Here is a 22,402-nt window from a genome sequence, read left to right as displayed (position 1 = left end):
GTCGCTCCAATCCTTGTTCTGCAGGCATGTCGGGCCGAACCCGGCATCGATCTTTCCCGGTTCAATCTTTCCCGGCATCAATCCTTCATCGACTGTTCGCGCAACGAATCCGCCAGGAGGTTGAGGCCGAGCACGAACGACATCAATGCGATCGTCGGCGGCAGCGCCGGGTGGATGAACGAGCGCAGCAGCCGGCTGGCATCCTTGATCGCCGTGCCCCAGTCCGGGCTTTCCGGCGCCAGTCCCAGCCCGAAATAGCCGAGCGTGCCGAGCAGGATCGTGGTGTAGCCGATGCGCAGGCAGGCGTCGACGATAAGCGGCCCGCGCGCATTGGGCAATATCTCCCACAGCATGATGTACCAGGGCGATTCACCGCGCGTCTGCGCCGCCGCAACATAGTCGCGCGTTTTGATATCCATGACCAGGCCGCGCACGATGCGGAACACGCCCGGGCTGGAGGCGAACACCACTGCCACGAAGATGTTGAGCTGGTTAGGATCGATGTGGATGATCTTGAACGGATCGGCGTCGAAGACAAGGCCGGCATAGATCCAGCCGCCAACGACCAACGTCAAGCCAAGCAGGATATAGAGGCGGTCGGGGCGGTTCTTATAGCGCGTCCAGAACAGCACACTGAAGAAGATGATCGGAAACAGGAAGAACAGCCCGGCCATCGCGTAGGGGATCGGCGTGTCCATGATGCCTGGCGTCACCAGCAGGTAGAACAGCAGGATCACCGGGAAGGCCAGCACAAGGTTTGCGAGGAAGGACAGCACCGTATCGATCCTGCCGCCGTAATAGCCAGCCGGCAAGCCGAGCGTGATGCCGACCATCAGCGCAAAGCCGGTTGCCGCCGGCGCGATGATCAGCACGATCTGGCTGCCATAGACCATGCGGGAGAACACGTCGCGGGCGAGCTTGTCGCCGCCGAAATAGTATACAAGTTTCGACGCCGGCTCGATCGCGCCCGGCAGCGCGTCCTTCATGATCGGCACCTGGGCGAGCGGATCGAAGGGCGCGACGGTCGATGCGAAGATCGCCGTGAACAGCCAGAACAGGCAGATGCCGACGCCGACGATGCCGACGCCGCTGTCGAAAAGCTGGCCGTAAAGGCCAAGCTTCTTCTTGTAGCCGAAGCTCGCCCCCATCACCAGGGCGAGAGCGATCCAGACCGGCCAGAAGCGGGTAAGCACGCCGAGTACGACGTTGAAGGCGCTGAGATATTCGACCTGCATCCGCCCGGTCTCCTATTGAACTCTGATGCGCGGATTGAGGAACGCGTAGCCGACATCGGAGATGAGTTGTGTGATCAGGACGATAAACACCGAGACCAGCGAGCAGCCGAGCAGAAGATCGATGTCGTTGTTGCCGGCCGCCTCGACCAGCGTGTAGCCGAACCCCTGGTATCGGAACATCACCTCGACGATGACGACGCCGGTGAGCAGCCAGGGGAACTGCAGCATGATGACCGTGAACGGTGCGATCAGCGCGTTGCGCAGAGCGTGCTTTACCACCACGCTGCCGAAGGAGAGGCCCTTCAGCCGGGCGGTTCGGATATATTGCTGCGTCATCACCTCGACCATCGAGGCGCGGGTCATGCGGGCGATGTAGCCGATGCCGTAGATCGCCAGCGTCATCACCGGCAAGGTGAAATTGTAGAAGGTGATGCCCTGGCTGGCCGAGGCCGCCGAGCCGTTCAGCACGCCGAGCCAGGAGGCGAAGATGACGGTGAAGATGACGCCCGAAACATATTCGGGCGTCGCCGTCGAGGCGATCGAAGCCACCGACAATGTGCGGTCGGTGCGTGAGCCCTCGCGCATGCCGGCAAGAATGCCGATCAGGAGCGAGACCGGCACCATAACCGCAAGCACGCAGAGCATCAGGATGCCGGTGGCGCTGAGCGCCGGAAAGAGTTTCGAGGCGACCGTCGTCTTGAATTTGGTCGAGCAGCCGAAATCGCCTTGCAGGATGCCGGAAAATGTCGGCACGACCGGATCGTTGCAGAAGGAGAAACGCTGCGCTGGCTTGCCTGTCGCCGGGTCGGTCACCGGCTGCTTGGGCACGACGCCCAGCCATTGTCCGTAGCGGACAAAGAAATTCTGCCGATAGCCATGATTGACCAGCCAAGCCTCGAGCTGCTCGGCCGATGTGTGCATTTCGGTTTGGCTGATCGCGAGCTTCTTCAGATTGGGCCCGAGATTGACCAGGAAGAAGACGATCATCGTCAGGCACAGCATCGTCAATGCCATGGTGCCGAGACGCCTGATAACGAAAGAAAGCATGGCGGTCCCCTGCCGGTCGGGTTGGGGGGTGGAACCGGTTTGCAAGCCGTGCCCTGCCGCCAGCGGCAGAACAAGCCTTCAGACCAGTCCCAGATGCAATACCCTTTTTATTGCAGACCCCGGCCGAAGAGTCCGCAACTTTTTCCTGCGCCGACTTCCGGTCCAAGGACCATGCAACGAGCGAGAGAAAGGGGCCAGACGCCCCTTTCCGGATCGTCCGGTCAGGCCTGGTCGAGCCAGACCTTACCGTAGTCGCGCTCGAAGGTCGGGTGCATCTTGTAGTTCTGCACCGCCTTGACCGAATGGCTGTAGAGCTTGCGCCAATAAGGCTGGATGATAATGCCGGAATCCTGCAGGATCTGCTCGATATCCTTCATCATTTCCTTGCGCTTGGCGGCGTCGGCAACTGCCAGCGCAGCGTTGAGCTTGGCATCCCACTCGGGATTCGACCAAGCCGTCTCGTTCCAGGCTTCACCTGTACGATAGCCGATCGCCAGAACCTGGACGCCGAGCGGCCGCATGTTCCAGTTGGTCATCGACAGCGGATACTTCGTCCAGTCGTTCCAGAAGGTCGAACCCGGCAGCACCGTACGCTTTACCTTGATGCCGGCGTCGCGCATCTGCGCGGCGATCGCATCGCCGGTGTTCTTGTGCCAGTCTTCGTCGACCGTGATCAGCTCGTGCTCGAAATCGGCTTGGCCGGCTTCCGCCATCAGCGCCTTTGCCTTGGCCGGGTCGCGAGCAACCTTCGGCAATTCGTAGTATTCCGGATGGATCGGGGCGACATGGTGGTTCTCGGCAACCGTGCCGGCATTGCCGTAGCCGAGCTGGAGGACGACAGCGTTGTCGACCGCGAGCTGCAGGGCGTTGCGAACCTTCTGGTCGCCGTAAGGCTTGTTGGTCACATTGGTGCGGCAGACGATCGTCGAGGCGGTGACGACCTCGGACTTCGCCAGGTCCATGCCGTCGAGGATCGACACATAGTCGGCCGAGGTTTCGAAATTGGTGTGCACTTCGCCAGCTTCGAAAGCGCTGACCATCGCCGCCGGATCGGTGCCGTAGTCGATGAACTCGATGCCGTCGAGGAAGACCTCGCCATCCCACCACTTGTTGTCTTCACGACGCTTGTAGACCACTTTCTGGCCGACATCGTAAGAGACCAGCTCGAACGGCCCAGTGCCGATCGGGCAGGACTTGAAGTCGCCGCCTTTTTCGTCGAACGTCTTGTGGACGATGAGGCCGGGATAGTCGCACACGTTGGGAATGAGGGCGATATCGGGCTTGCTGAGCGTCAGCTTGATCGTGTGGTCGTCGACCTTGGTTACCGCGCTCTCATCCAGCTTGTCGTCCTTGACCAGCGAACCGAGGCGACCGGGCATAGAATTGCCTTCGGCCTTCTTGTCGGCCCAACGCTTGAGGTTGAAGATGACGTCGTCTGCGGTGAACGGATCGCCGTTGTTCCAGGTGACGCCTTTGCGCACATGCAGCGTGTATTCGGTAGCGTCGTCATTCACGTCCCAGCTCTCCAGCAGATAGGGGCGGAATGTGTATTCGGTGGTATATTTGACCAGCGGCTCGAGCGCCTGACGCTCGGCATTGGCGATTTCCGACCAGTCGGACTTGCGCGGATCCTTCGGATCCTTGATCCACTGCGCGACCTTCAATACGCCGCCTTTCTTGCCCTGGACCTCTTCCGCCTTGGCCGGCGTGGGGTCTGCAAGGCCAAGTATGCCATATGCCATCGCCGTCGACGCACCGAAGACGCTGGCGAGAGCCAGAAATTCGCGACGATCCATCTTGCCTGCCTTGGCGTCTTCGGCCATGGCCAGGATGTGATCGGGAACGCGGTCGCCGTTACTCTTGTAGATCGTCATGACTAACTCCCATTGTTGGCTTTCTGCCTTTTAACATTCCGCATTCGCGCCATGATGTCAAAGACGGCACGGATTGGGAACATGCCAAGGAATGTGCAACTTTGAAAGCAGGGCGGTTCGCGCGATAACGACAGTCTTGGCGCAAATTTGCTACTGCGCCAGGGATTTCGCGCGAAATCTCCACGGACAATTAAACCGGGACATTTGCTGCTGCGCCGCTCGTTCTTCGGGCAACCAACTGTTCTGCGCGAACAGCCGTTTCAATATTCCCGTTCATAGAAAACACCGCCTTTGGCTTCGCCGGCGTCGGTTGCCTCACCACGCAGCTTGACGCCGCGCCCGACGTCGAGATCGACGGTTGCCTTGCCCGAGCCGGGCCTATCGCCCTTCTGGATCGTCACGTAAGTGCGGTCGTTGAGATACTTGCCCGCCGAGACGGCGGTGCCGCCCTCTTCGTCGGTGATTACGTCGAGATCGTCGACGCCGATCGCGCTGCGCAGGTTCTGCAGCAGGGAGGTCGAGCCGCCGACGCCGGCCAGTTGTCCGGCAGCCTCGGCAAGCTGCGCGATCTGCAGCGGCGACAGGTTCGACATCGAACGGCCGAAGATCAGCTGCGCCAGCACCTCGTCCTCCGGCAGCGCGGGTACCGAGGAGAAGGTGAATTTCGGGTTGGTCGCCTCGCCCGACACCACGATGGTCACGGTGGCGCTGGTTGTCTTGGATTGCGCCGTAAGGTTGAGGTAGGGCACCAGAGAGCCCGAGAAGCCGACCGTGCCTTCGGTGAAGGTCAGCCGCTTGGCAAGGATCGTCAGCCGCCCGCGCCGCAAGGTGAAGGTGCCGACCGCCTGGGGTGACGATGCCGGACCGGTCAGCCGCAGCGAACCGCCGAGCTCGGCGTCGACGCCCCTGCCCTGGATGAAGATCTGGCTCGGCGCATTGATCGTGACGTCGAGGTTGAGGCCACTGCCGCCGCCACCGCTGCTTGCAGCGGCCGGGCGCAACGCCTTGTCCTGCGCACGCACGGCTGCCGGCGCATTCTTGTGCTTGACGTTGAGCTCGGCCAGCGAGCCGGGCAGCTTTTCGGGTACGGTGATGACGGTCTTGGCCAGGTTGACGGTACCGGAAATCACCGGCCCGGAGGTGAGCGGTCCCTTGATGGTCAGGTCGCCGCCGAGGTTAGCAGTGACCACCTTGCCGTCGGTATAACGGCCGTCGACCAGTTTGACCGACAGGTCGGCTGGGAAACCCTTAGCCGGATCGATGCCGACGGTGCCGCTGGCCGAAAGGCTGCCACGCGTCGACAGCGTGCCGGTCAGGCGGTTGATCCTGGCCACGCCACCACCGATAGCGACATCGGCGGTGATGTCGTTGATCGCAAGCCCCGAGCGCGCGTCGACCAGGCGGGCGCCTGACGTACGGACCGTGCCTGAGATCACCGGCGACGTCGCCGGGCCGCGCACCTGCACATCGACGTCGGCCGTGCCGCTCAAGGACAGGCCTTGCGCGGCGAGTGTCCTGGTGAGGAAGGCGAACGGCACCTTGCCGGAAAAGTTGAGATCAAGGGTGGGCGCGCCTGATGTCGTCATCGTGCCGCCGCCCTTGAGGCCAAGGCCGGCGGCATCGCTCATGTTGGCGTCGAAGGTCAGTCTGTTGCCCGAATACGTACCTGAAGACGAAACGCCCATGCCGCCGAAACCTGCACCGCGGGTCTGCGACGTCTGAACGCCTGCGGCGTCGATCTTGAAGGCGACGGCCGGATTGGCCGGCGCGCCCGTCACCTTCACCGTGCCCGAGACGGAGCCGGCGGCATCGAGGCCAGGCGAAAAACTGTTGGCTATCGAGATCGGGACGCGGGCCAGCGTCGCGTTGAGGTCGAGCGCCTGCCCAGCCGTGCCCGTGACCGTCGCCGTTCCGCCGCCGAGGTTGAGCACCAGCCTGTCGAGGCTGATCACTCCATTGGCGATGTTGATGGTCGAGGCCTGGGCGATAGCCGCCTTGATGCCGCGAATGGTCGCCTCGCCGGAGGCAAGTTCGACCGTCGTCGTGCCCTTGACCGCCCTGACCCGGCCGCCGGCCTTCAGCGGAATATCCTTCACGGTGGCGCCACCGGAGAAACCGGTCCATTCGCCGTCGCGCTTGAGATCGACGTCGACACCACGGATAACCGTGCCGCCGGAAGTGACGCTGTCGGCACGGATTTTTCCGGAGATCACCGGTGCCGCCAGGTAGTTGGCGATCAGCGCATCAATGGTCACGGCCTTGGCCGAGACATCGCCGCGCGAGATCGAGCCCGTCGTCGCCTTGATGGCGACCTGCGGCACGGCGCCAGCCTTGGAGAAGGCGATCGTGCCGCGCACATCGCCATCGGCCTTTTCCAGTGCCAGGGCAGCAAGCGGACCGATATCGGGCAGGTCCAGTGCTACCGTACCGACCGGCACGAAGGCATCGTCGAGCGCCAGGTCGCCGGAAATACGGTTCTTGCCCAGCGACAGCAAAAGCCCGTTGATGGCGCGTTTGCCGTCCGATGTCGCCAGCACGGCACTACCCTGCAGCGACTGGCCCGCGACATTTCCGGTGAGTTGTACATTCGCCGCCGGGTTGGCGGCATCAGCCTTGCCGGTGGCGGTGAGCTTCAGTCCGGTGATCTCACGCGCCGCCACCGAAAGCCTATCGCTGTTGACAGTCAGCGACAGATCCGGCGCGGTGCTGGCGCCTTGCGCATTCAGCGCGAAAGAAATAGCGCCTTTGGCATCCTTGGATAGCAGCGAGACGTCGCCCAGCGCGCCTTTGACGTCGGCGCTCAGCTTGTTATCGGCAAGGCTCGCCTGCCCGTCTGCGGTCAGCGCGCCTGATGACAGCCTGATCGCGTTGGCGGTGACATTGCCGTTGGCGTCTCGCTTCAGCGCGGCACTGAGTTGCGTCCGCTCGGCGAGCATGCCACGCGCCGCTACTGGCAGCGCCGCCGACGCGGCATCCGCCTTGAGATTTAGATCGATGGCGCCGTCGGCCAGCGAGACCCGCCCGTTGAAGCCGCTGTTCAACGCGTCGCTGGTCACGGTGCCGCTATCGATGATGACAGCGTCGGCGGCAAGGCTGCCGGCGACTTTGGCAGTGACCTTGCCGGCGATCAGCGGCGCGACGGTCGGATTGTCGAGGCCGATTTTTTCGGCGGTCACCGAGCCGGAGATCGGCCCGCTCCGGGCTTTCACGTCGAAGCGGTCGGAGTGCAGCGCAAGCGTGATGCCCTCGATCTTAGCTAGATTGGTGGCGGCCGATGGCAGCGTCGCGGAGATGTCGAGCTTCGGCTGGGTGCCCTGCCCGGCCGCCTTTAGCGACAGCGTCTGCAGCTCGAGCTTGATCGGGCTCTCCTTGCTGCCGAGCGAAAGCGGCAGGCTCGGGCCGGTGGATGCGAGGTCGAGCGAGAAATCGCTGGCACCGTTCGGATTGATGGTGCCGGCTGCCTTGCCGGAGATTTTCTCGCCGGCAAGCGTCGCATGCTCGATGGCGACGCCGCTGGCCGACGAGAAACGGCCAGCCGCATCGAGATTGAGCGGCCCGAGCCCGGCCCGCCGGGTCTGGCTGGTTTCGCCGCCGCTGAGCCGGGCGTTGAAGCGAATGTCTGGGGCAGCCGACGATCCCGTGACTTGCGCGGTGCCGCTGAGCGTGCCCGCGGCATCGAGGCCCGGTGAAAAATCATTGGCAAGTGCTGCCGGCACCGCCGACAAGGTGGCAGCGAGATCGAGCGTCTGGCCAGCCGTACCCGACACGGCAACCGAACCACCGCCGACACCGAGCGCCAGTTTCTCTATGCTCACCATGCCATTGGCGATTGTCAGCGCCGATGGCTGCGCGACCGCTGCCTTGATGCCGCGGATGGTCGCCTCGCCGGAGGCAAGCTCGATGCTGGTGATGCCGTTCGCAACCCTGACCCGCCCGGCCGCGCTGGCCGGAATGCCGGCGACCGTGGCGCCGCCGCTAAAGCCGGTCCAGTCGCCATCGCGCTTCAGGTCGACGTCGATGCCGCTGATCACCGTGGTTCCGGAGGTGATCGTGTCGGCCTTGATCTTGCCGGAGATCGCCGGGGCTTTGAGATAATTGGCGACCAGAGCGTTGACGGCGATTGTCTTCGCCGCCAGTTCGCCGCGCGAAATCGCGGCGCTCGTCGCATCGATCGCGACCGTCGGCGCACCATTGTCATTCGCGAAACGGATCGTGCCACGCACGTCGCCGGCTACCGTTTGGCCGGCAAGTCTGGCCAGCGGAGCAATATCCGCGGCATCGAGGTTCAACGTGCCGAGCGGCAGCAGGTTGTCGTCGAGCCCGAGGTCGCCGGAGACCTTGTTGTCGGCCAGTGAGACGGCAAGTCCATTGATGGAGCGCTTGCCGTCGGTGGTGACCAGCGATGCCTTGAGGTCGAGCGGCTGGTCGTCGACCGAGCCGGTCAGCGAGACATCGGCGGCAGGGCTGGCAATGTCGGCCTTGCCGCTCGCGCTCAACTTGATCTGCTTCACCGCATGGCCGGACGCCGTCAGGCTGTCGCTGTTGGCCGAAACCGAGAAATCCGGTGCGCTGCGCGCGCCGCTTGCCGTCAGCGCGAAACCGACGGCGCCGCCGACCTTCGCGCCGACCAGCGGCGACAGTACCGACACGTCGCCGAGCGTGCCCTTGATATCGGCCCGGATATCGGTGCCTTGCGCACTGACGGTGCCGCTGGCACTAAGCGTACCGGAGGTGAGCTGCAATGCGTTGGCGGCGAACGCACCGTCCGGGTCGCGTGTCGCGGTTGCGGAAAACTGCACACGCTCGCCGAGAACCGAGCTGATCTGCGGCGGCAGCGCCGCCGAAGCCGCGTCGGCATTCATCTTGAGCGTCATCGACAGATCGGCCAGCGCCACAGTGGCCGTCACGGACGCATTGAGCGCGTCGCTGCGCAGCGTGCCTTGGTCGACAACGACCTGTTCCTTGCTGACCGAGCCGGCGAGACCGGCGCTGACCCTTCCCGTTATCAGCGGCGCCAATGTCGCAACGTCGGTGTTCAGGCCGGCCGCCGTCAGCTTGATGGTGACGGGCCCGCTACGGTTCTGGATGTCGAAGCCATCAGAATGCACTTGCCCGATCAGGTCGTCCACCCGCGTGCCGCCCGCCACCACGGAGACCAGCGACGCGCCGATATCCACCATCGGCGCCTTGCCATCGCCGAAAGCGCGGGCCGTGGCGTCCTTGATCGCCACGGTTATCGGCTGTGCCTCGCTGCCGAGGCTAAGCACGATCGGCGGTCCTTTCGCGGCGAGTTTCACAGAAAGATCGCTGACGCCGTTCGGATCGACAATGCCGGCGGCGGTCGCGTGCACGGCGCCGCTGTCGATATTGGCGCGCTCGACATCGACGCCGCCGGCCGCGGTCGCTGTGCCGGCAAGGTCGAAGGTGGTCTTGCCGGCAAACAGCGGTTTCAGGGTTTCGGGCAGGAAGCGCTCGAATTCGCCATCGCCGTTGGCCTCGACATAATGGCCCTTATCGGTGAGCTGATGGCGACCGGTGAGTTGGGTGACGATCCGGCCGTCGACAACGAAAGTCCCAATACCATTCCAGTTGGCGAGCGGTCCTGTGCCGGAAACGACAATGTCGACTGGCGGCGCGCCCGGCAGCTTGAGCAGGTTGGCGATGATGCCGCCGGCCGGCTCGGATGCCTTAAGGTCTAAGTCGAGCTTGTTGTCAGCCGGCGCGAAATGGGCTTTGGCGTCGACCGTGCCTTGCTTGCCGTCATGGCGAACGATGTTGAGGCTGCTCTCGATGGCCAATGGCGAGGCGTCCGCCTTGAGCGCTCCCTTGGCTGCAAGTTCGGCGACACCGCTGCCGGCCAGAGCCTGCCCGAGCGCGATTTCGGGAAGGTCGAGCTGCTTGACGTCGATGGAAACCGGCAGCGTGGTCGCTCCGCTTTGGCTCGGCTGTGTGCTGGCCACCGGCAGCCTTGCCAACTCGATACGCTCGGCCCCAATACGATCGGCGCTGAAGCTCTTCGACAGGAGTGCCAGCGGCGACCAGTCGACAGCCACCTTGCGCGCCACCATCCAGGCGCCTTCGCGATCCTCCAGAACGAGATGATCGACCCTCAGCGCGCCCGACCAGATACCGTCGATGCCGACGACAGTGACCTTGCGATCGCCGGTCGAGGCCATGGTCGAGATGATGCCGGCAAGGTTTTCGCGGCCGCGCTCGGTTTTGGTCAGCACGACGAGTGCCCCCACCGCCGCTGCCACCACGATGAGCAGCGTGTAGAAAAGGATACGGAGGATGCGCCTGAATATTGCCATCAGAATGCCTGGCCGATGCCGGCATAAATGCCGAAATGAGGATCGTCGGGGCCGCGGTTGAGCGGCACTGCCGCGTCGATGCGCAGCGGCCCGAACGCCGTCAGATAGCGCAAGCCTACACCCGCGCCGACCTTCATGTCCGAAAAATCGGGGACCTGCCTGGTGGACACCGTGCCGGCATCGACGAACGGCACGACGCCGATCTTGTCGGTGACAGCGATGCGCATCTCGACCGAGGTCTCGAAGAAGGAAAGCCCGCCGATCGGCTCTCCGTTGCTGTCCTTCGGGCCGATGCCCTGATAGGCATAACCGCGCACCGAGCCGCCGCCGCCGGAGTAGAAGCGCCGGTCGGCCGGAACATCCTGAAGACCGGCGCCGATGATCGAGCCGATGGCGACACGTTCGGCAAAAACGAATTTCGAGGCCGAATCGAGCGACTGGTAGGCCGACCCCTCGCCTTTCAGCTTGACGAACGCAGCCCCGCTCAAAATGTCGTAGCTCGGCTCGGCATAGGCCAGCACCCTGAAGCCCCTGGTCGGATTGAGCTTGCTGTCGCGATTATCGTAGACATATTGCAGCGGAATGCTGGCGATCAGATAGGTGTGTTTGCCGAAAGTGTCGTGGATCCTGGAATAGTCGAGCGCGACTTGCGCGGAAACCGTCTGCTTCTTGTCGAGTTCGTAGGACAGGCCGGTGCTGCCCTTGACCGAGAAATGGTCGTAGGCGTCGGGGTGCTCCAGCACGGTGTTGACACTGGCAATGAATTTCGACGCCGGCCCGACCACGCCCGGCTTTTCGAACATGACGCCGGCATTGTAATTGAGCTGGGTCAAGTCGTTGCTGCCGATGCCGCTAATCTTGCCGTCGATGCGCAGCTTTTCGGCGCGGCCAAACAGATTGCGGTGGCCCCAATAGCCTTCGAGGCCCAGCCCTTCGGTGTTTGAGAAACTGCCGCCAATGCCGAAATAGCGCGGCTTGCGTTCGCTTACCTGGACACCGATCGGGATGTTGCCGTCGGCGTCGAGGGCGTCGGCTTCCTTCACCGTCACGCTGTTGAAGACCTCGAGCCCGAGCAGCCGGTCGCGCGCATCGTCGATCTCATCGGGCGAATATTGGCGGCCGCGCTTCAGGCCGGTCATATATTCGGTGAAGTCGCGGTCGACCTTTTCGGTGCCCTCGACAGTGGTGTCGCCATAGCCGGCGACCGGCCCGGCCGCGACGGTGAGCGTCACGTCGAGCGTCGACCCGGCGTGCTCGGCGACGATCTCGCGGCCCGTCACCTTGGCCAGCGGCCTGCCTTCTTGCTTGAGTGCCCGCACGATCGCCGCCTCGGCTTTGAGCACCGCGCCCGAACTGGCGTCACCGCCGGCGATCAGGCCGAAATCGGCACTTGCCAGCCCCGCTGCATCGCCTTTCAGTCTGATGTTGCCAAGCGTGAATTTCGGCCCGGCTGCTATGCTTATCACCACCGGAATCGGCTGCGGGCCGGAAAACTCGGCATCGGGCGGCAGATCGTCGAGCGGCTTGCCCTGAATAGTGATGGTGACGACACCCTCGTAGCGCGCGTCCGCGTAGAGCGCGGCGACAAGTTGCTCACGGTCGCTGCGCGCCTTGGCCAAAAGACCCAGCGAACCTGATACCGGGTGTTCCTCGTCGGCTTTCAGCGCCGAGGCGTTTTCGAGCTTCTCGGCAAGATCCTCGTCGGCGTCGGGCGCTTCTATCGTCACGGCATAGCGCAGTGGGTCGACGATGTCGGCATCTTCGTCCTTTGACGACCCCCACAGCTTGATGCCGAAAATCTCGAAGGCTGCCGCACTTCCGGTTTCGGCAACAAGTGCCGTCGAGCACAACAAAGCGAAAAGCAGGGCGCGCGAAAGCGCGCGCTGTGGCGCGGTTCCTCCCGACATCTGCCTTTCATACGCCGGCATTATGCTCCTAGCCTAGCTCGCAAACCTAAAATTGGAATGAAGTTCTGAAGCACTCGTAAAGGGGCCACAATCCAATTGCTGAAATAGACAGGGCTTGGAACTCACACCTTCTGCGTCGCCGCAAGAAAGCGTGATCCCCTGTCCTATGGAGCTACTACCGGTCACCGACCGGAAAGCAAACCGTTGGCAGGCGGATCCTGCCGCGTCCTGATGTTGACAAGCGCGACTGAAGCTTGAAGATTTCTGGACGTAAGCACTTGTCTGGAGGGGTTTATGGCAATGCGCGCGGCTCGTGGTCTATCGATTCTTTTCCTTCTCTTTTTCGCCTGGAGCGGTGTCGCGCAAGCGGCCGAAGCCCGGCGGGTGGTGACATCGGATAATTCCGACTATTTTGGTTTCGATCTCAGATCCGACCAGAATGTCAGCCTCGATCAGTGCAAGACCACCTGCCTCGGCGACCCGGCCTGCCGTGCCTTCACCTACAACCTCAAGGCCAAATGGTGCTTCCTTAAATCCGATTACAACTCGTTGAAACCCTTCGGCGGCGCCGTCGCCGGCAAGGTCGTCAACATCGATGGCGATCCCGACATCGGCGCGCCACCCGAACTCGCCTTCTTCCCCAACTGGATGGCCGACCAGGCCCAGCAATACCGCAACAAGCTCACCGGCCCGACCTACACCAAGCCGACAGAGGGGCTGACGGCGCTGAGGGCCGCCGCCGAACAGTCGGCGCTGACGGGCGATCATCGCTCGGCCATGCACAAATACGAAGCGGCGGTTTCGGTGCTGCCGGACGATGGCCAGCTCTGGCTCGAGCTGGCGCGCGAAACGCTTGCCGTCCATCCGACCGCCAACAGTTCGGAGCCGTCGACCCTACCGGCGAACGCCACTTCCGCCGCCTTCAACGCCTACAAATTGCTGCGCACCACCAAGACGCGCGCCGACGTGCTGGCGCTGCTCGGCGACGGCCTTGACCGCCGCGACCTCTACAGGCCGGCCCTGCAGGCCTACGAGGCGAGCCTCGCTTTGGTCAATTCGCCGGCGGTCAGGGCCGCTTATCAGGATCTCAAGGCCCGCAAGGGCTTCCGCGTCATCGATCATACCGTCGATGCCGACACCAGCGCGCCGCGTATCTGCGCGCAGTTCTCCGAGGAGTTGGTCAAGACCGGCGTCGATTATTCCCAGTTCGTCACCGTCGACAACGCCGCTCCCAAGGGCGTCGAAGCCAAGGACAAGCAGATCTGCGTCGAAGGGCTCGAGCACGGCCAGCATTATGACGTGACCTTCCGCGCCGGCCTGCCGGCCGCCATTGGCGAGGTCACCGCGGCACCGGTGGTACTGTCGATCTACGTGCAGGACCGCGCGCCTTCGGCCCGCTTCACCGGCGACAGCTTCGTGCTGCCCGCCGGCGCACGCCGCGGCATACCGGTCGTCACCGTCAACATGAATGCCGCCGAAATGAAGCTCTTCCGCATCGGCGACCGCTCGCTGGCCCAGCTTCTGTCGGGGTATCAGTTCCTGCGCCAACTTGACGGCTACGACATTTCGAACATCTCCGAACAGATGGGCGAGCCGGTCTGGCAAGGCCAGCTCGACATCGCCAACGACCTCAACAAGGAAGTCACCACCTCCTTCCCCATCGACGAGGCGTTGCCGAAGCGCAAGCCCGGCGTCTATGTGCTGACCGCACAAGCCGTCAACGATCGCAGCGACGACTATGATTCGCACGCCACGCAATGGTTCGTCGTCTCCGACATCGGCCTGTCGACCTATACCGGACAGGATGGGCTGAACGTCTTTGCCCGTTCGCTTGCAACCGCCGAGCCGATCGCCGGCGCCGAGCTGACGCTGCTGGCCAGGAACAACGAAATCCTCGGCACCGCGACCACCGACGCGGAAGGGCGGGCGGTGTTCAATCCCGGCCTGACGCGCGGCGACAGCGGCATGGCGCCGGCGGTGCTGATGGCCAAGCAGGGCGACGACGACTTCGTCTTCCTCGATATGGGCCGCGCCGGCTTCGACCTGTCCGATCGCGGCGTCGCCGGACGCGCGGCGCCGGGCGCGCTCGACGTCTATGCCTGGACCGAGCGCGGCATCTACCGCGCCGGCGAGGACGTCCATGTCTCGGCTCTTGCCCGCGACAGTGCCGCCAAGGCGGTCGAGAACCTGCCGCTCACCTTCATCTTCTCGCGGCCCGACGGCGTCGAGGACCGCCGCATCGTCAGCGACGGAGCATCGGCCGGCGGCCACGCCGTCGACCTGCCGCTGGAACCCAACGCCATGCGCGGCACCTGGACAGTGGCGATCCACACCGATCCCAAGCAGGCGGCGGTCGCCAGCCAGATGTTCCTGGTCGAGGACTTCGTCCCGGATCGCATCGAGTTCGACCTGTCCGCCGACAAGCAGGAGATCGCCCAGGGCGAGACCGCCAACATCACCGTCGACGGCCGCTTTCTCTATGGCGCGCCGGCCGCGGGCCTCGCGCTCGAAGGCGAATTGACGCTGTCGACCGGCCGCGACTGGGACCGCTTCAAAGGCTATTCCTTCGGTCTGGCCGACGAACAGTCGGCCGAACCAACGGTGACGCCCTTCACCGGCCTGCCGGTGGTCGGCGACGACGGCAAGGCGACCTTCCCGGTTTCCGTCGATCAATTGCCATCCACCACCAAGCTGGTCGATGCCAAGGTCACGGTCCGGTTGCGCGAGACCGGCGGCCGTGCGATCGAGCGCTCGCTGAATATCGGCATCCGCCCGCAGGGCCACATGATCGGCATCCGCCCCGATTTCGACGGCGACGAGGTACCGCAAGGCGGCACGGCCAAGTTCAGCCTGATCGCCGTCGACCCAGACGGCAAGCGTGAAGCGCTGAAGGGCGCGCAGTGGTCACTGGTCAAGGTCGAGCGCAGCTACCAGTGGTACCGCTCGAGCAATTCCTGGAACTATGAGCCGGTCATCTTCACCAAGGCGGTGGCCAACGGCAGGGTCGACCTGAGCGCCGATGGCGAGGCTACCATGTCGCTGCCGGTCGACTGGGGCCGCTACCGGCTCGAGATCGAGACATCGGATCCGGAAGGCCCGGCGACCAGCTACGAGTTCGACGCCGGCTGGTATGTCAGTTCCACCACGACCGAAACGCCCGACGGGCTCGAGATCGCCCTCGACAAGGAAACCTATGCGGCGGGCGAAGTAGCCAAGCTCAAAGTATCGCCGCACTTTGCCGGCGAATTGCTCGTCACCATCGGCGCCGACAAGCTCTTGAGGACGGTCACGGCCAGCGTGCCGGCCGGCGGCAGCACTGTCGACATCACGGTCGGCGACGATTGGGGTGCCGGCGCCTACGTCACGGCAACGCTGTTCAGGCCGGGCGATGCGCAAGAGACGCGCATGCCGGCGCGCGCCATCGGCGTCAAATGGCTGAAGCTCGATCCCGGCTCGCGTAAGCTTGCCGTCAGCTTGGCGCCGCCGGACAAGACCATGCCGCGCCAGCAGCTGTCGATCCCGGTCGCCGTTGCCGGCGTGCAGCCCGGCACCAACGCCTATGTCATGGTCGCGGCCGTTGACGTCGGCATCCTCAACCTGACCAACTACAAGGTACCGGATCCGGAGAACTGGTTCTTCGGCCAGCGCATGCTCGGTCTCGAGGTTCGCGACATCTATGGCCGGCTGATCGACGGCTCGCTGGGCACGACCGGCAAGCTGCGCACTGGCGGCGATGGCGCCAACATGCAGTCGCAAGGCAGTCCGCCGACCGAAAAGCTGGTCGCCTTCTTCTCCGGCCCGGTCCAGCTCGACGCCGACGGCAAGGCGCGGATCGACTTCGACATACCACAGTTCAACGGCACCGTGCGCGTCATGGCCGTCGCCTGGACCAAGGAAGCGGTCGGCCATGCCCAGTCAGACGTCATCGTGCGCGATCCGGTGGTGATCACCGCCGGCCTGCCGCGCTTCCTGGCGCCCGGCGATTCCGCCGTCATGCGGCTCGACGTCGCCGACACCGATGGCCCCGCTGGCGACTACAAGCTGACCATCGACACGACGGGCGACCTGTCTACCGGCAGTGCCGCCTTGCCTGAAAAGCTGACGCTGGCCAAAGGCAAGCGGCAGACACTGACCGTGCCGTTGATTGCGCAGACCGCGGGCAACGCCTCGATCACCATCAAGCTTGCGCATGCCGATGGCACCGCCGTCGAGCAGACGCTCTATGTGCCGGTGCGCCCGGCGCAACTGCCGGTGACCACCCGCATGGTCGTCGACCTCAAGGGCAATGGCGGCGCGCTGCGCGTCGACAAGGAACTGTTGGCGGCAAGCCTGCTCGATGGCGCTTCGGTGAGCGTCGGCGTTTCGCAGTCAGCTGCCTTCGATGTGCCGTCGCTGCTGATGACGCTCGACCGCTATCCCTATGGTTGCGCCGAGCAGACCACCAGCCGCGCCATGCCGCTTCTCTACGTCAACGAGATGGCTTCCGGCATCGGCATGGCCAGCGACCCCGATCTGCATGGCCGCGTCCAGGACGCCATCTACAAGGTGCTGAGCTACCAAGCCTCGGCCGGCAGCTTCGGCCTGTGGGGTCCGGGTTCCGGCGATCTGTGGCTCGACGCCTATGTCACCGATTTCCTGACCCGGGCGCGCGAGCAGAAATACGACGTGCCGGCCCTGGCGATGAACCAGGCGCTGAGCAATCTGCAGAACGCGATCGGCTACGACCAGGACGTCCAGGATCGCGGCAGTGAGATCGCTTATGCGCTCTATGTGCTTGCCCGCAACAAGAAGGCCTCGGTCGGCGATCTGCGTTATTACGCCGACACCCAGCTCGAAGCCTTTACCAGCCCGATGGCCGTCGCCCAACTGGCGGCCTCTCTCGCGCTCTACGGTGACACGCAGCGCTCGGAGGCAACCTTCCAGGCCGCGTTGCAACTGGCCAAGTCGACGCCGGAATATGACTATTACCGGTCCGACTATGGCTCGCCGCTGCGTGACGGTGCGGCGATCCTGGCGCTTGCCGCGGAAAGCAAGCCGGTGCCGACCATCGTGCCGGCGCTGATCCAGCTGGTGACCAGGGAACGCGCCGACGCCAGGTGGACCAGCACCCAGGACGAGTCCTGGATGCTGCTGGCGGCCCGCGCGCTGAAGGCCGGCAATGATTCGATCGCGCTGACCGTCAACGGCGCACCGCATGCCGGCGGCTATTCGGACCAGATCGCCGGTGGCGAACTGGCCGACAGTCCGCTGACCATCGTCAACACCGGCAGAAATCCGCTGCAGGCGGTCGTCACCACCGTGGCCTCGCCGATCCAGCCTCTGCCGGCCGGCGGCAACGGCTTTACCATCAGCCGTACCTACTACAAGCTCGACGGCACAGAGGCCAACGTGACGGAGGTCAAGCAGAACGAACGCTATGTCGTCCTGCTCAAGGTTTACGAGCAGAACACCTGGCCTTCGCGGCTGCTGATCACCGACCTGTTGCCGGCCGGCTTCGAGATCGACAATCCGGGCCTGGTCTCCAGCGCCCAATTGACGAACTTCTCCTGGCTGGCGCAGACCGATGCTGCCCATCTCGAATTCCGCAACGACCGTTTCGTCGCGGCCTTCAATCCGAACGACGGCGACGGCGACCGCAACATCACGCTCGCCTACGTCGTGCGCGCGGTGACGCCGGGCATCTACGCCCACCCGGCGGCAACGATCGAGGACATGTACCGGCCGCAATATTCGGCCCGCACCGCCACCGGCATGATGGAGGTCATGGCGCCGTAACGATGGAGAGGGACGCAGACCGGTTGACTGCAGGTAACGACGTGATGCCGCGCCGCCCCTCACCCTTACCCTCTCCCCGTGAAGGACGGGGAGAGGGGGTCGCCAGCGTTGCGGCCATTCACCTTCTCCCCGTCCTCCACGGGAAGAAGGTGCCGGCAGGCGGATGAGGGGCGGCGCCGTGCTCTCCAAAAGATTCCTCCGCCGAGCGGCCATTGCGGGCATTTCCTTCGCCGCAATCACCGCTGTCGCCCTCTGGCAGCTCGACCGCGCTTTTCCGCCGCCGCTGCCGGCTGCGCTGACGGTCTCGACCGAGGTGCAGGACCGTGACGGCCAGCTGTTGCGGGCCTTCGCCACGCCGGATGGCTATTGGCGGCTTGCGACCAACCTGGACCAGGTTGACAACCAGTTCGTCGACATGCTGGTCACCTATGAGGACAAGCGCTTCTGGGATCATCAAGGCGTCGACGTGCTGGCACTGGCGCGTGCCGCCGGCCAGTTCGTGACCAGCGGCCATATCGTCTCCGGTGGTTCGACGCTCTCGATGCAACTCGCCCGGCTGATCGAACCGCGCGACAGCCGCAGCCTCGGCTCGAAGATCAAACAGATGCTGCGCGCCGTCCAGATAGAACGGCGGCTGTCCAAGCGCGAGATCCTCGAACGCTACCTGACGCTGGCGCCCTATGGCGGCAATCTCGAAGGCGTGCGCGCCGCTTCGCTCGCCTATTTCGGCAAGGAGCCGAAGCGGCTGACGGTCTCTGAGGCGGCCCTGCTCGTCGCTTTGCCGCAATTGCCGGAAAAGCGACGCCCTGACCGCAACCTCGAAGTCGCTCATGCCGCCCGCGACCGCGTGCTGACCCGCATGGTGTCGGCAGGCCTGCTCGGCGAACGCGAGGCCGCGCGAGCCGCGCTCGACGATGTGTCGGGGCTGCGGCGGACCTTGCCGGCGCTCGCTGCTCATGCTGCCTATGCAATGCTGCCCAAGGCCATTCCCGGCCAGAAGCTGCAACTGACGATCCGCAAGAGTGTCCAGGAAGGGCTGGAGCAGGTGGCCAAGGATGCCGCCGCCAAGCTCGGCCCTCGCCTTTCGGTGGCCATGGTGCTGGCCGATGCCCGCACCGGCGATATTCTTGGCGAGGTCGGCTCTGCCGATTTCTTCGATGCCAGCCGTTCGGGCTGGATCGACATGACCAAGGTCGTTCGCTCGCCTGGCTCGACGCTGAAGCCGTTCATCTACGGCCTCGCCTTCGAGCAAGGCCTGGTGGCGCAGGAGATGCTGATCGAGGACAGCCCGGCCGATTTCTCCGGTTACCGGCCGAAGAACTTCGACATGGGCTATCAGGGCGATGTCAGCATCAGGCAGGCGCTGCAATTGTCGCTCAACGTGCCGGCGATCCGCGTGCTCGACGCGGTCGGCCCGGCCCGGCTGATGGCGCGCTTTCGCCAGGCAGGCGTGATGCCGATACTGCCCGTCAACGAAGCGCCTGGCCTGGCGATCGGCCTCGGTGGCGTCGGAGTGACGCTGCGCGACCTCGTCCAACTCTATGCCGGCCTTGCCAATGGCGGCAAGGCACACACGCTGCATGACGGCACCGAGCCGGCGAACACCGAACGCTCGACCACCACCATCCTCGATGGTCAGGCGAATTGGCAGATCACCGACATCCTGTCGGGCGTCAAGCCGCCCCAGGGTGCCGCCCAACGCGGCATCGCCTACAAGACCGGCACCTCCTACGGCTATCGCGACGCCTGGTCGGTCGGCTTCGACGGCCGTTATGTGCTCGGCGTCTGGGTCGGCCGCCCCGATGCCGGCGCGGTGCCCGGTCTGTCCGGCTATGTCTCGGCCGCGCCCATTCTGTTCGAAGGCTTTGTCCGTTCCAGCCTAGCCGCCGTGCCGCTGCCAAGCCAACCGTCCGGCGTCCGCCGGCCAAAGCGCGAAGAATTGCCGGTGACGCTGACGCGCTTCGGCGCCGGCGTCGACGGGCTGGTGCAGGCGACGCCGACCGAACCTGCACCAACCATCGTCTTTCCGCCTGACGGCGCCCGTGTCGATCTCGGCACTTCCTCGGCCGACGCCTCGCCGCTGGTGCTCAAGCTGCAAGGCGGCCGCGCACCGTTCCGCTGGCTGGCCAACGGCAAGCCGCTGGTCGGCATCGACCGGCGGCGCACCGCGACCTGGCAGCCGGACGGCGCCGGCTATTCCACCCTGACCGTAATCGATGCGGCGGGGCGCGCGGCCAGTGTGAAGGTTTTTGTCGAGTGAAAGTTTCCCTTGAATAGTTTCCGGCAGGTGATTCAGCGGATTGGGTTTTACGCCTTGCTTTCGGCCGCCGGTATTTCCTCGGCCTCTGCTGACGCCCTCCCCGCCGGCTTTGTTCGGCTGGCCGACATCGATCCCAGTATCCGGCAGGATATCCGCTATGCCGGCCTCGAAAACTTCCTGCATCGCAAGGTAAGCGGTTACGATGCGCCGGTATGCGTCCTCACCAGCCAAGCGGCGCAAGCGCTTTCCGCAGTGCAGAAAGCGATTGCTGCCGGAGGGCTGACGCTGGTCGTGTTCGACTGCTACCGCCCTGCGCGTGCTGTCTCCGACATGGGTGACTGGACAAAAACGAGCGGACCACCGGACCCGCAATGGTACCCAAAGGTCAAGCGCAAGGATCTCATCGCCAAGGGCTATATCGGCGAACTGTCCACCCATTCGCGCGGATCGACGGTCGATGTCGCCATCACGCGAGCGGACCGCAAGAGCGCTCCGAAACCGGCCTGCGGCGCGACCGATGCCGACACGCTGGATTTCGGCACCGGTTTCGACTGTTTCGATCCGACGAGCGAAACGGCTCACCGACCGATCGCCAGTGAAGCGGCGGCAAACCGCAAAAAACTTGTCGAGGCGATGCGCGCCGGCGGCTTCAAGAATTACGCACGCGAATGGTGGCACTTCACGCTGGAAAACGAGCCGTTTCCAAGAGAGCGCTTCAACTTTCCCGTCACCGCCGAATAGTCCGCCCAAAACCTCGTTCGGACGCGACGTCGCCATTGCCGAAGAGCTAGCCGTCTCTAGATAATCGCGTCGGGAGCGTAGGTCCCGTGCAAGGGAAAATAGTTCCTCCCATCGCCGAAAGTAGGCGAAAAATTGCTTCAATAGGCCAAAAAAGGCAACATTGAATGCATCTAAATTCTATCAATTCGGTAGATTTGGCGCGAGTTCAACGGAGGCGGAAATGACCAAACCTCATTTCAGGAAACTGCTCGGCGCACTGGTCGCCACATCGGTCCAGTTCGGCACGCTCGGTTTCGCGTTTGCCGACACCACCATTCTCAACGTGTCCTATGACCCGACGCGTGAGCTCTACAAGCAATTCGATGAGGCCTTTGTCGCCCACTGGAAGGCCGAGACAGGCGAGACGGTGACCATCCAGCAGTCGCATGGCGGATCCGGCGCCCAGGCGCGCGCCGTGATCGACGGGCTCGACGCCGACGTGGTGACGCTGGCGCTCGAAGGCGATATCAACGCCATTGTCTCGAAAACGAAGAAGATCAATCCCGACTGGCGGACGAAATTCGAAAACAATTCGGCGCCTTACACCTCGACCATCATCTTCCTCGTCCGCAAGGGAAACCCCAAGGGCATTCATGATTGGGGCGATCTGGTCGAGGATGACGTCCAGGTGATCACGCCCAATCCGAAGACCTCCGGCGGCGCGCGCTGGAACTATCTTGCCGCCTGGGCCTATGCCAGCGCCAAGGATGGCGGCGACGAGGCCAAGACCAAGGGATTCGTTGGCAATCTCTATGCGCATGTCCCGGTTCTCGACACCGGTGCGCGCGGCGCCACCGTGACCTTTGCGCAAAAAGGGCTAGGCGACGTGCTGCTCGCCTGGGAAAACGAGGCCTATCTGGCGCTCGACGAGTTCGGCGCTGACAATTTCGATATCGTCTACCCGCCGGCCTCGATCCTGGCCGAGCCGCCGGTCGCAGTGGTCGACGCCAATGTCGACGCCAAAGGCACACGCAAAGTTGCCGAAGCCTATCTGAGCTACCTCTATTCCAAGGAAGGCCAGACGATCATCGCCAAGAACCATTATCGCCCTTCGAAGCCCGACCTGGTGCCGGCGGAGGACCTGGCCAAGCAGCCTGAGATCAAGCTGGTCACCATCGACGACCCACTTTTTGGCGGCTGGAAGAAGGCACAGCCTTATCATTTCGGCGACGGTGGTATATTCGACCAGATCTATAAGCCGGCCCAGTAGCAT

The 22,402-nt window shown here is 63.9% G+C and carries 9 protein-coding genes; 4 read left to right on the top strand and 5 right to left on the bottom strand.

The genetic code is table 11. From position 1 onward, the window contains the following. Positions 1-77: 77 nt before the first annotated feature. From NKH91_RS09835 to NKH91_RS09815, 5 genes are all read right to left on the bottom strand, one after another. Positions 78-1,235 carry an ABC transporter permease gene (locus NKH91_RS09835; RefSeq protein ID WP_352482929.1) on the bottom strand — a complete coding sequence of 386 codons (1,158 nt, stop codon included), beginning with the start codon at positions 1,233-1,235 and terminating at the stop codon, positions 78-80. Positions 1,236-1,247: 12 nt separating this feature from the next. Then, positions 1,248-2,282, bottom strand: coding sequence for an ABC transporter permease (locus NKH91_RS09830; protein WP_023720873.1), 1,035 nt, complete (start codon positions 2,280-2,282; stop codon positions 1,248-1,250). 221 nt (positions 2,283-2,503) lie between these two features. After that, complete coding sequence (locus NKH91_RS09825; protein ID WP_352495141.1) at positions 2,504-4,156, bottom strand: ABC transporter substrate-binding protein; 1,653 nt, start codon at positions 4,154-4,156, stop codon at positions 2,504-2,506. A gap of 260 nt (positions 4,157-4,416) precedes the next feature. Continuing rightward, positions 4,417-10,467: a translocation/assembly module TamB domain-containing protein gene (locus NKH91_RS09820; protein WP_352844496.1), complete on the bottom strand. Its 6,051-nt coding sequence runs from the start codon at positions 10,465-10,467 to the stop codon at positions 4,417-4,419. Then, the gene (locus NKH91_RS09815) at positions 10,467-12,395 is read right to left on the bottom strand and encodes an autotransporter assembly complex protein TamA (RefSeq protein WP_352844497.1); all 1,929 of its coding nucleotides are present in this window, start codon (positions 12,393-12,395) and stop codon (positions 10,467-10,469) included. Before NKH91_RS09815 ends, NKH91_RS09820 begins: the two co-directional genes overlap by 1 nt. A gap of 273 nt (positions 12,396-12,668) precedes the next feature. On the opposite strand from NKH91_RS09815, the gene NKH91_RS09810 reads away from it, so the two are divergent. The 4 genes from NKH91_RS09810 (at position 12,669) to NKH91_RS09795 (ending at position 22,399) form a co-directional block, all read left to right on the top strand. After that, positions 12,669-18,149 carry an alpha-2-macroglobulin family protein gene (locus tag NKH91_RS09810; protein ID WP_352844498.1) on the top strand — a complete coding sequence of 1,827 codons (5,481 nt, stop codon included), beginning with the start codon at positions 12,669-12,671 and terminating at the stop codon, positions 18,147-18,149. 163 nt (positions 18,150-18,312) lie between these two features. Next, positions 18,313-20,409, top strand: a complete 2,097-nt coding sequence (pbpC, locus tag NKH91_RS09805; RefSeq protein ID WP_352844499.1) for a penicillin-binding protein 1C — start codon at positions 18,313-18,315, stop codon at positions 20,407-20,409. 27 nt (positions 20,410-20,436) lie between these two features. Beyond that, positions 20,437-21,150 carry a M15 family metallopeptidase gene (locus NKH91_RS09800; protein ID WP_352844500.1) on the top strand — a complete coding sequence of 238 codons (714 nt, stop codon included), beginning with the start codon at positions 20,437-20,439 and terminating at the stop codon, positions 21,148-21,150. 220 nt (positions 21,151-21,370) lie between these two features. Next, entirely contained in the window at positions 21,371-22,399 is a 1,029-nt protein-coding gene (locus NKH91_RS09795) for a sulfate ABC transporter substrate-binding protein (RefSeq protein WP_352844501.1), read from the top strand. The last annotated feature ends 3 nt before the right edge of the window (positions 22,400-22,402 follow it).

The sequence above is a fragment of the Mesorhizobium sp. M0894 genome, from assembly GCF_040319725.1.
Taxonomy (GTDB): domain Bacteria; phylum Pseudomonadota; class Alphaproteobacteria; order Rhizobiales; family Rhizobiaceae; genus Mesorhizobium.
This window is presented reverse-complemented; position numbering and strand designations above follow the sequence as displayed.

What these genes read in the sequence shown, in the direction of transcription:
- NKH91_RS09825 (WP_352495141.1), bottom strand. Translation starts at nt 4,156, where the DNA reads ATGACGATCTACAAGAGTAACGGCGACCGCGTTCCCGATCACATCCTG.
- NKH91_RS09795 (WP_352844501.1), top strand. Translation starts at nt 21,371, where the DNA reads ATGACCAAACCTCATTTCAGGAAACTGCTCGGCGCACTGGTCGCCACA.
- NKH91_RS09830 (WP_023720873.1), bottom strand. Translation starts at nt 2,282, where the DNA reads ATGCTTTCTTTCGTTATCAGGCGTCTCGGCACCATGGCATTGACGATG.
- NKH91_RS09835 (WP_352482929.1), bottom strand. Translation starts at nt 1,235, where the DNA reads ATGCAGGTCGAATATCTCAGCGCCTTCAACGTCGTACTCGGCGTGCTT.
- pbpC (WP_352844499.1), top strand. Translation starts at nt 18,313, where the DNA reads ATGAGGGGCGGCGCCGTGCTCTCCAAAAGATTCCTCCGCCGAGCGGCC.
- NKH91_RS09810 (WP_352844498.1), top strand. Translation starts at nt 12,669, where the DNA reads ATGGCAATGCGCGCGGCTCGTGGTCTATCGATTCTTTTCCTTCTCTTT.
- NKH91_RS09815 (WP_352844497.1), bottom strand. Translation starts at nt 12,395, where the DNA reads ATGCCGGCGTATGAAAGGCAGATGTCGGGAGGAACCGCGCCACAGCGC.
- NKH91_RS09820 (WP_352844496.1), bottom strand. Translation starts at nt 10,467, where the DNA reads ATGGCAATATTCAGGCGCATCCTCCGTATCCTTTTCTACACGCTGCTC.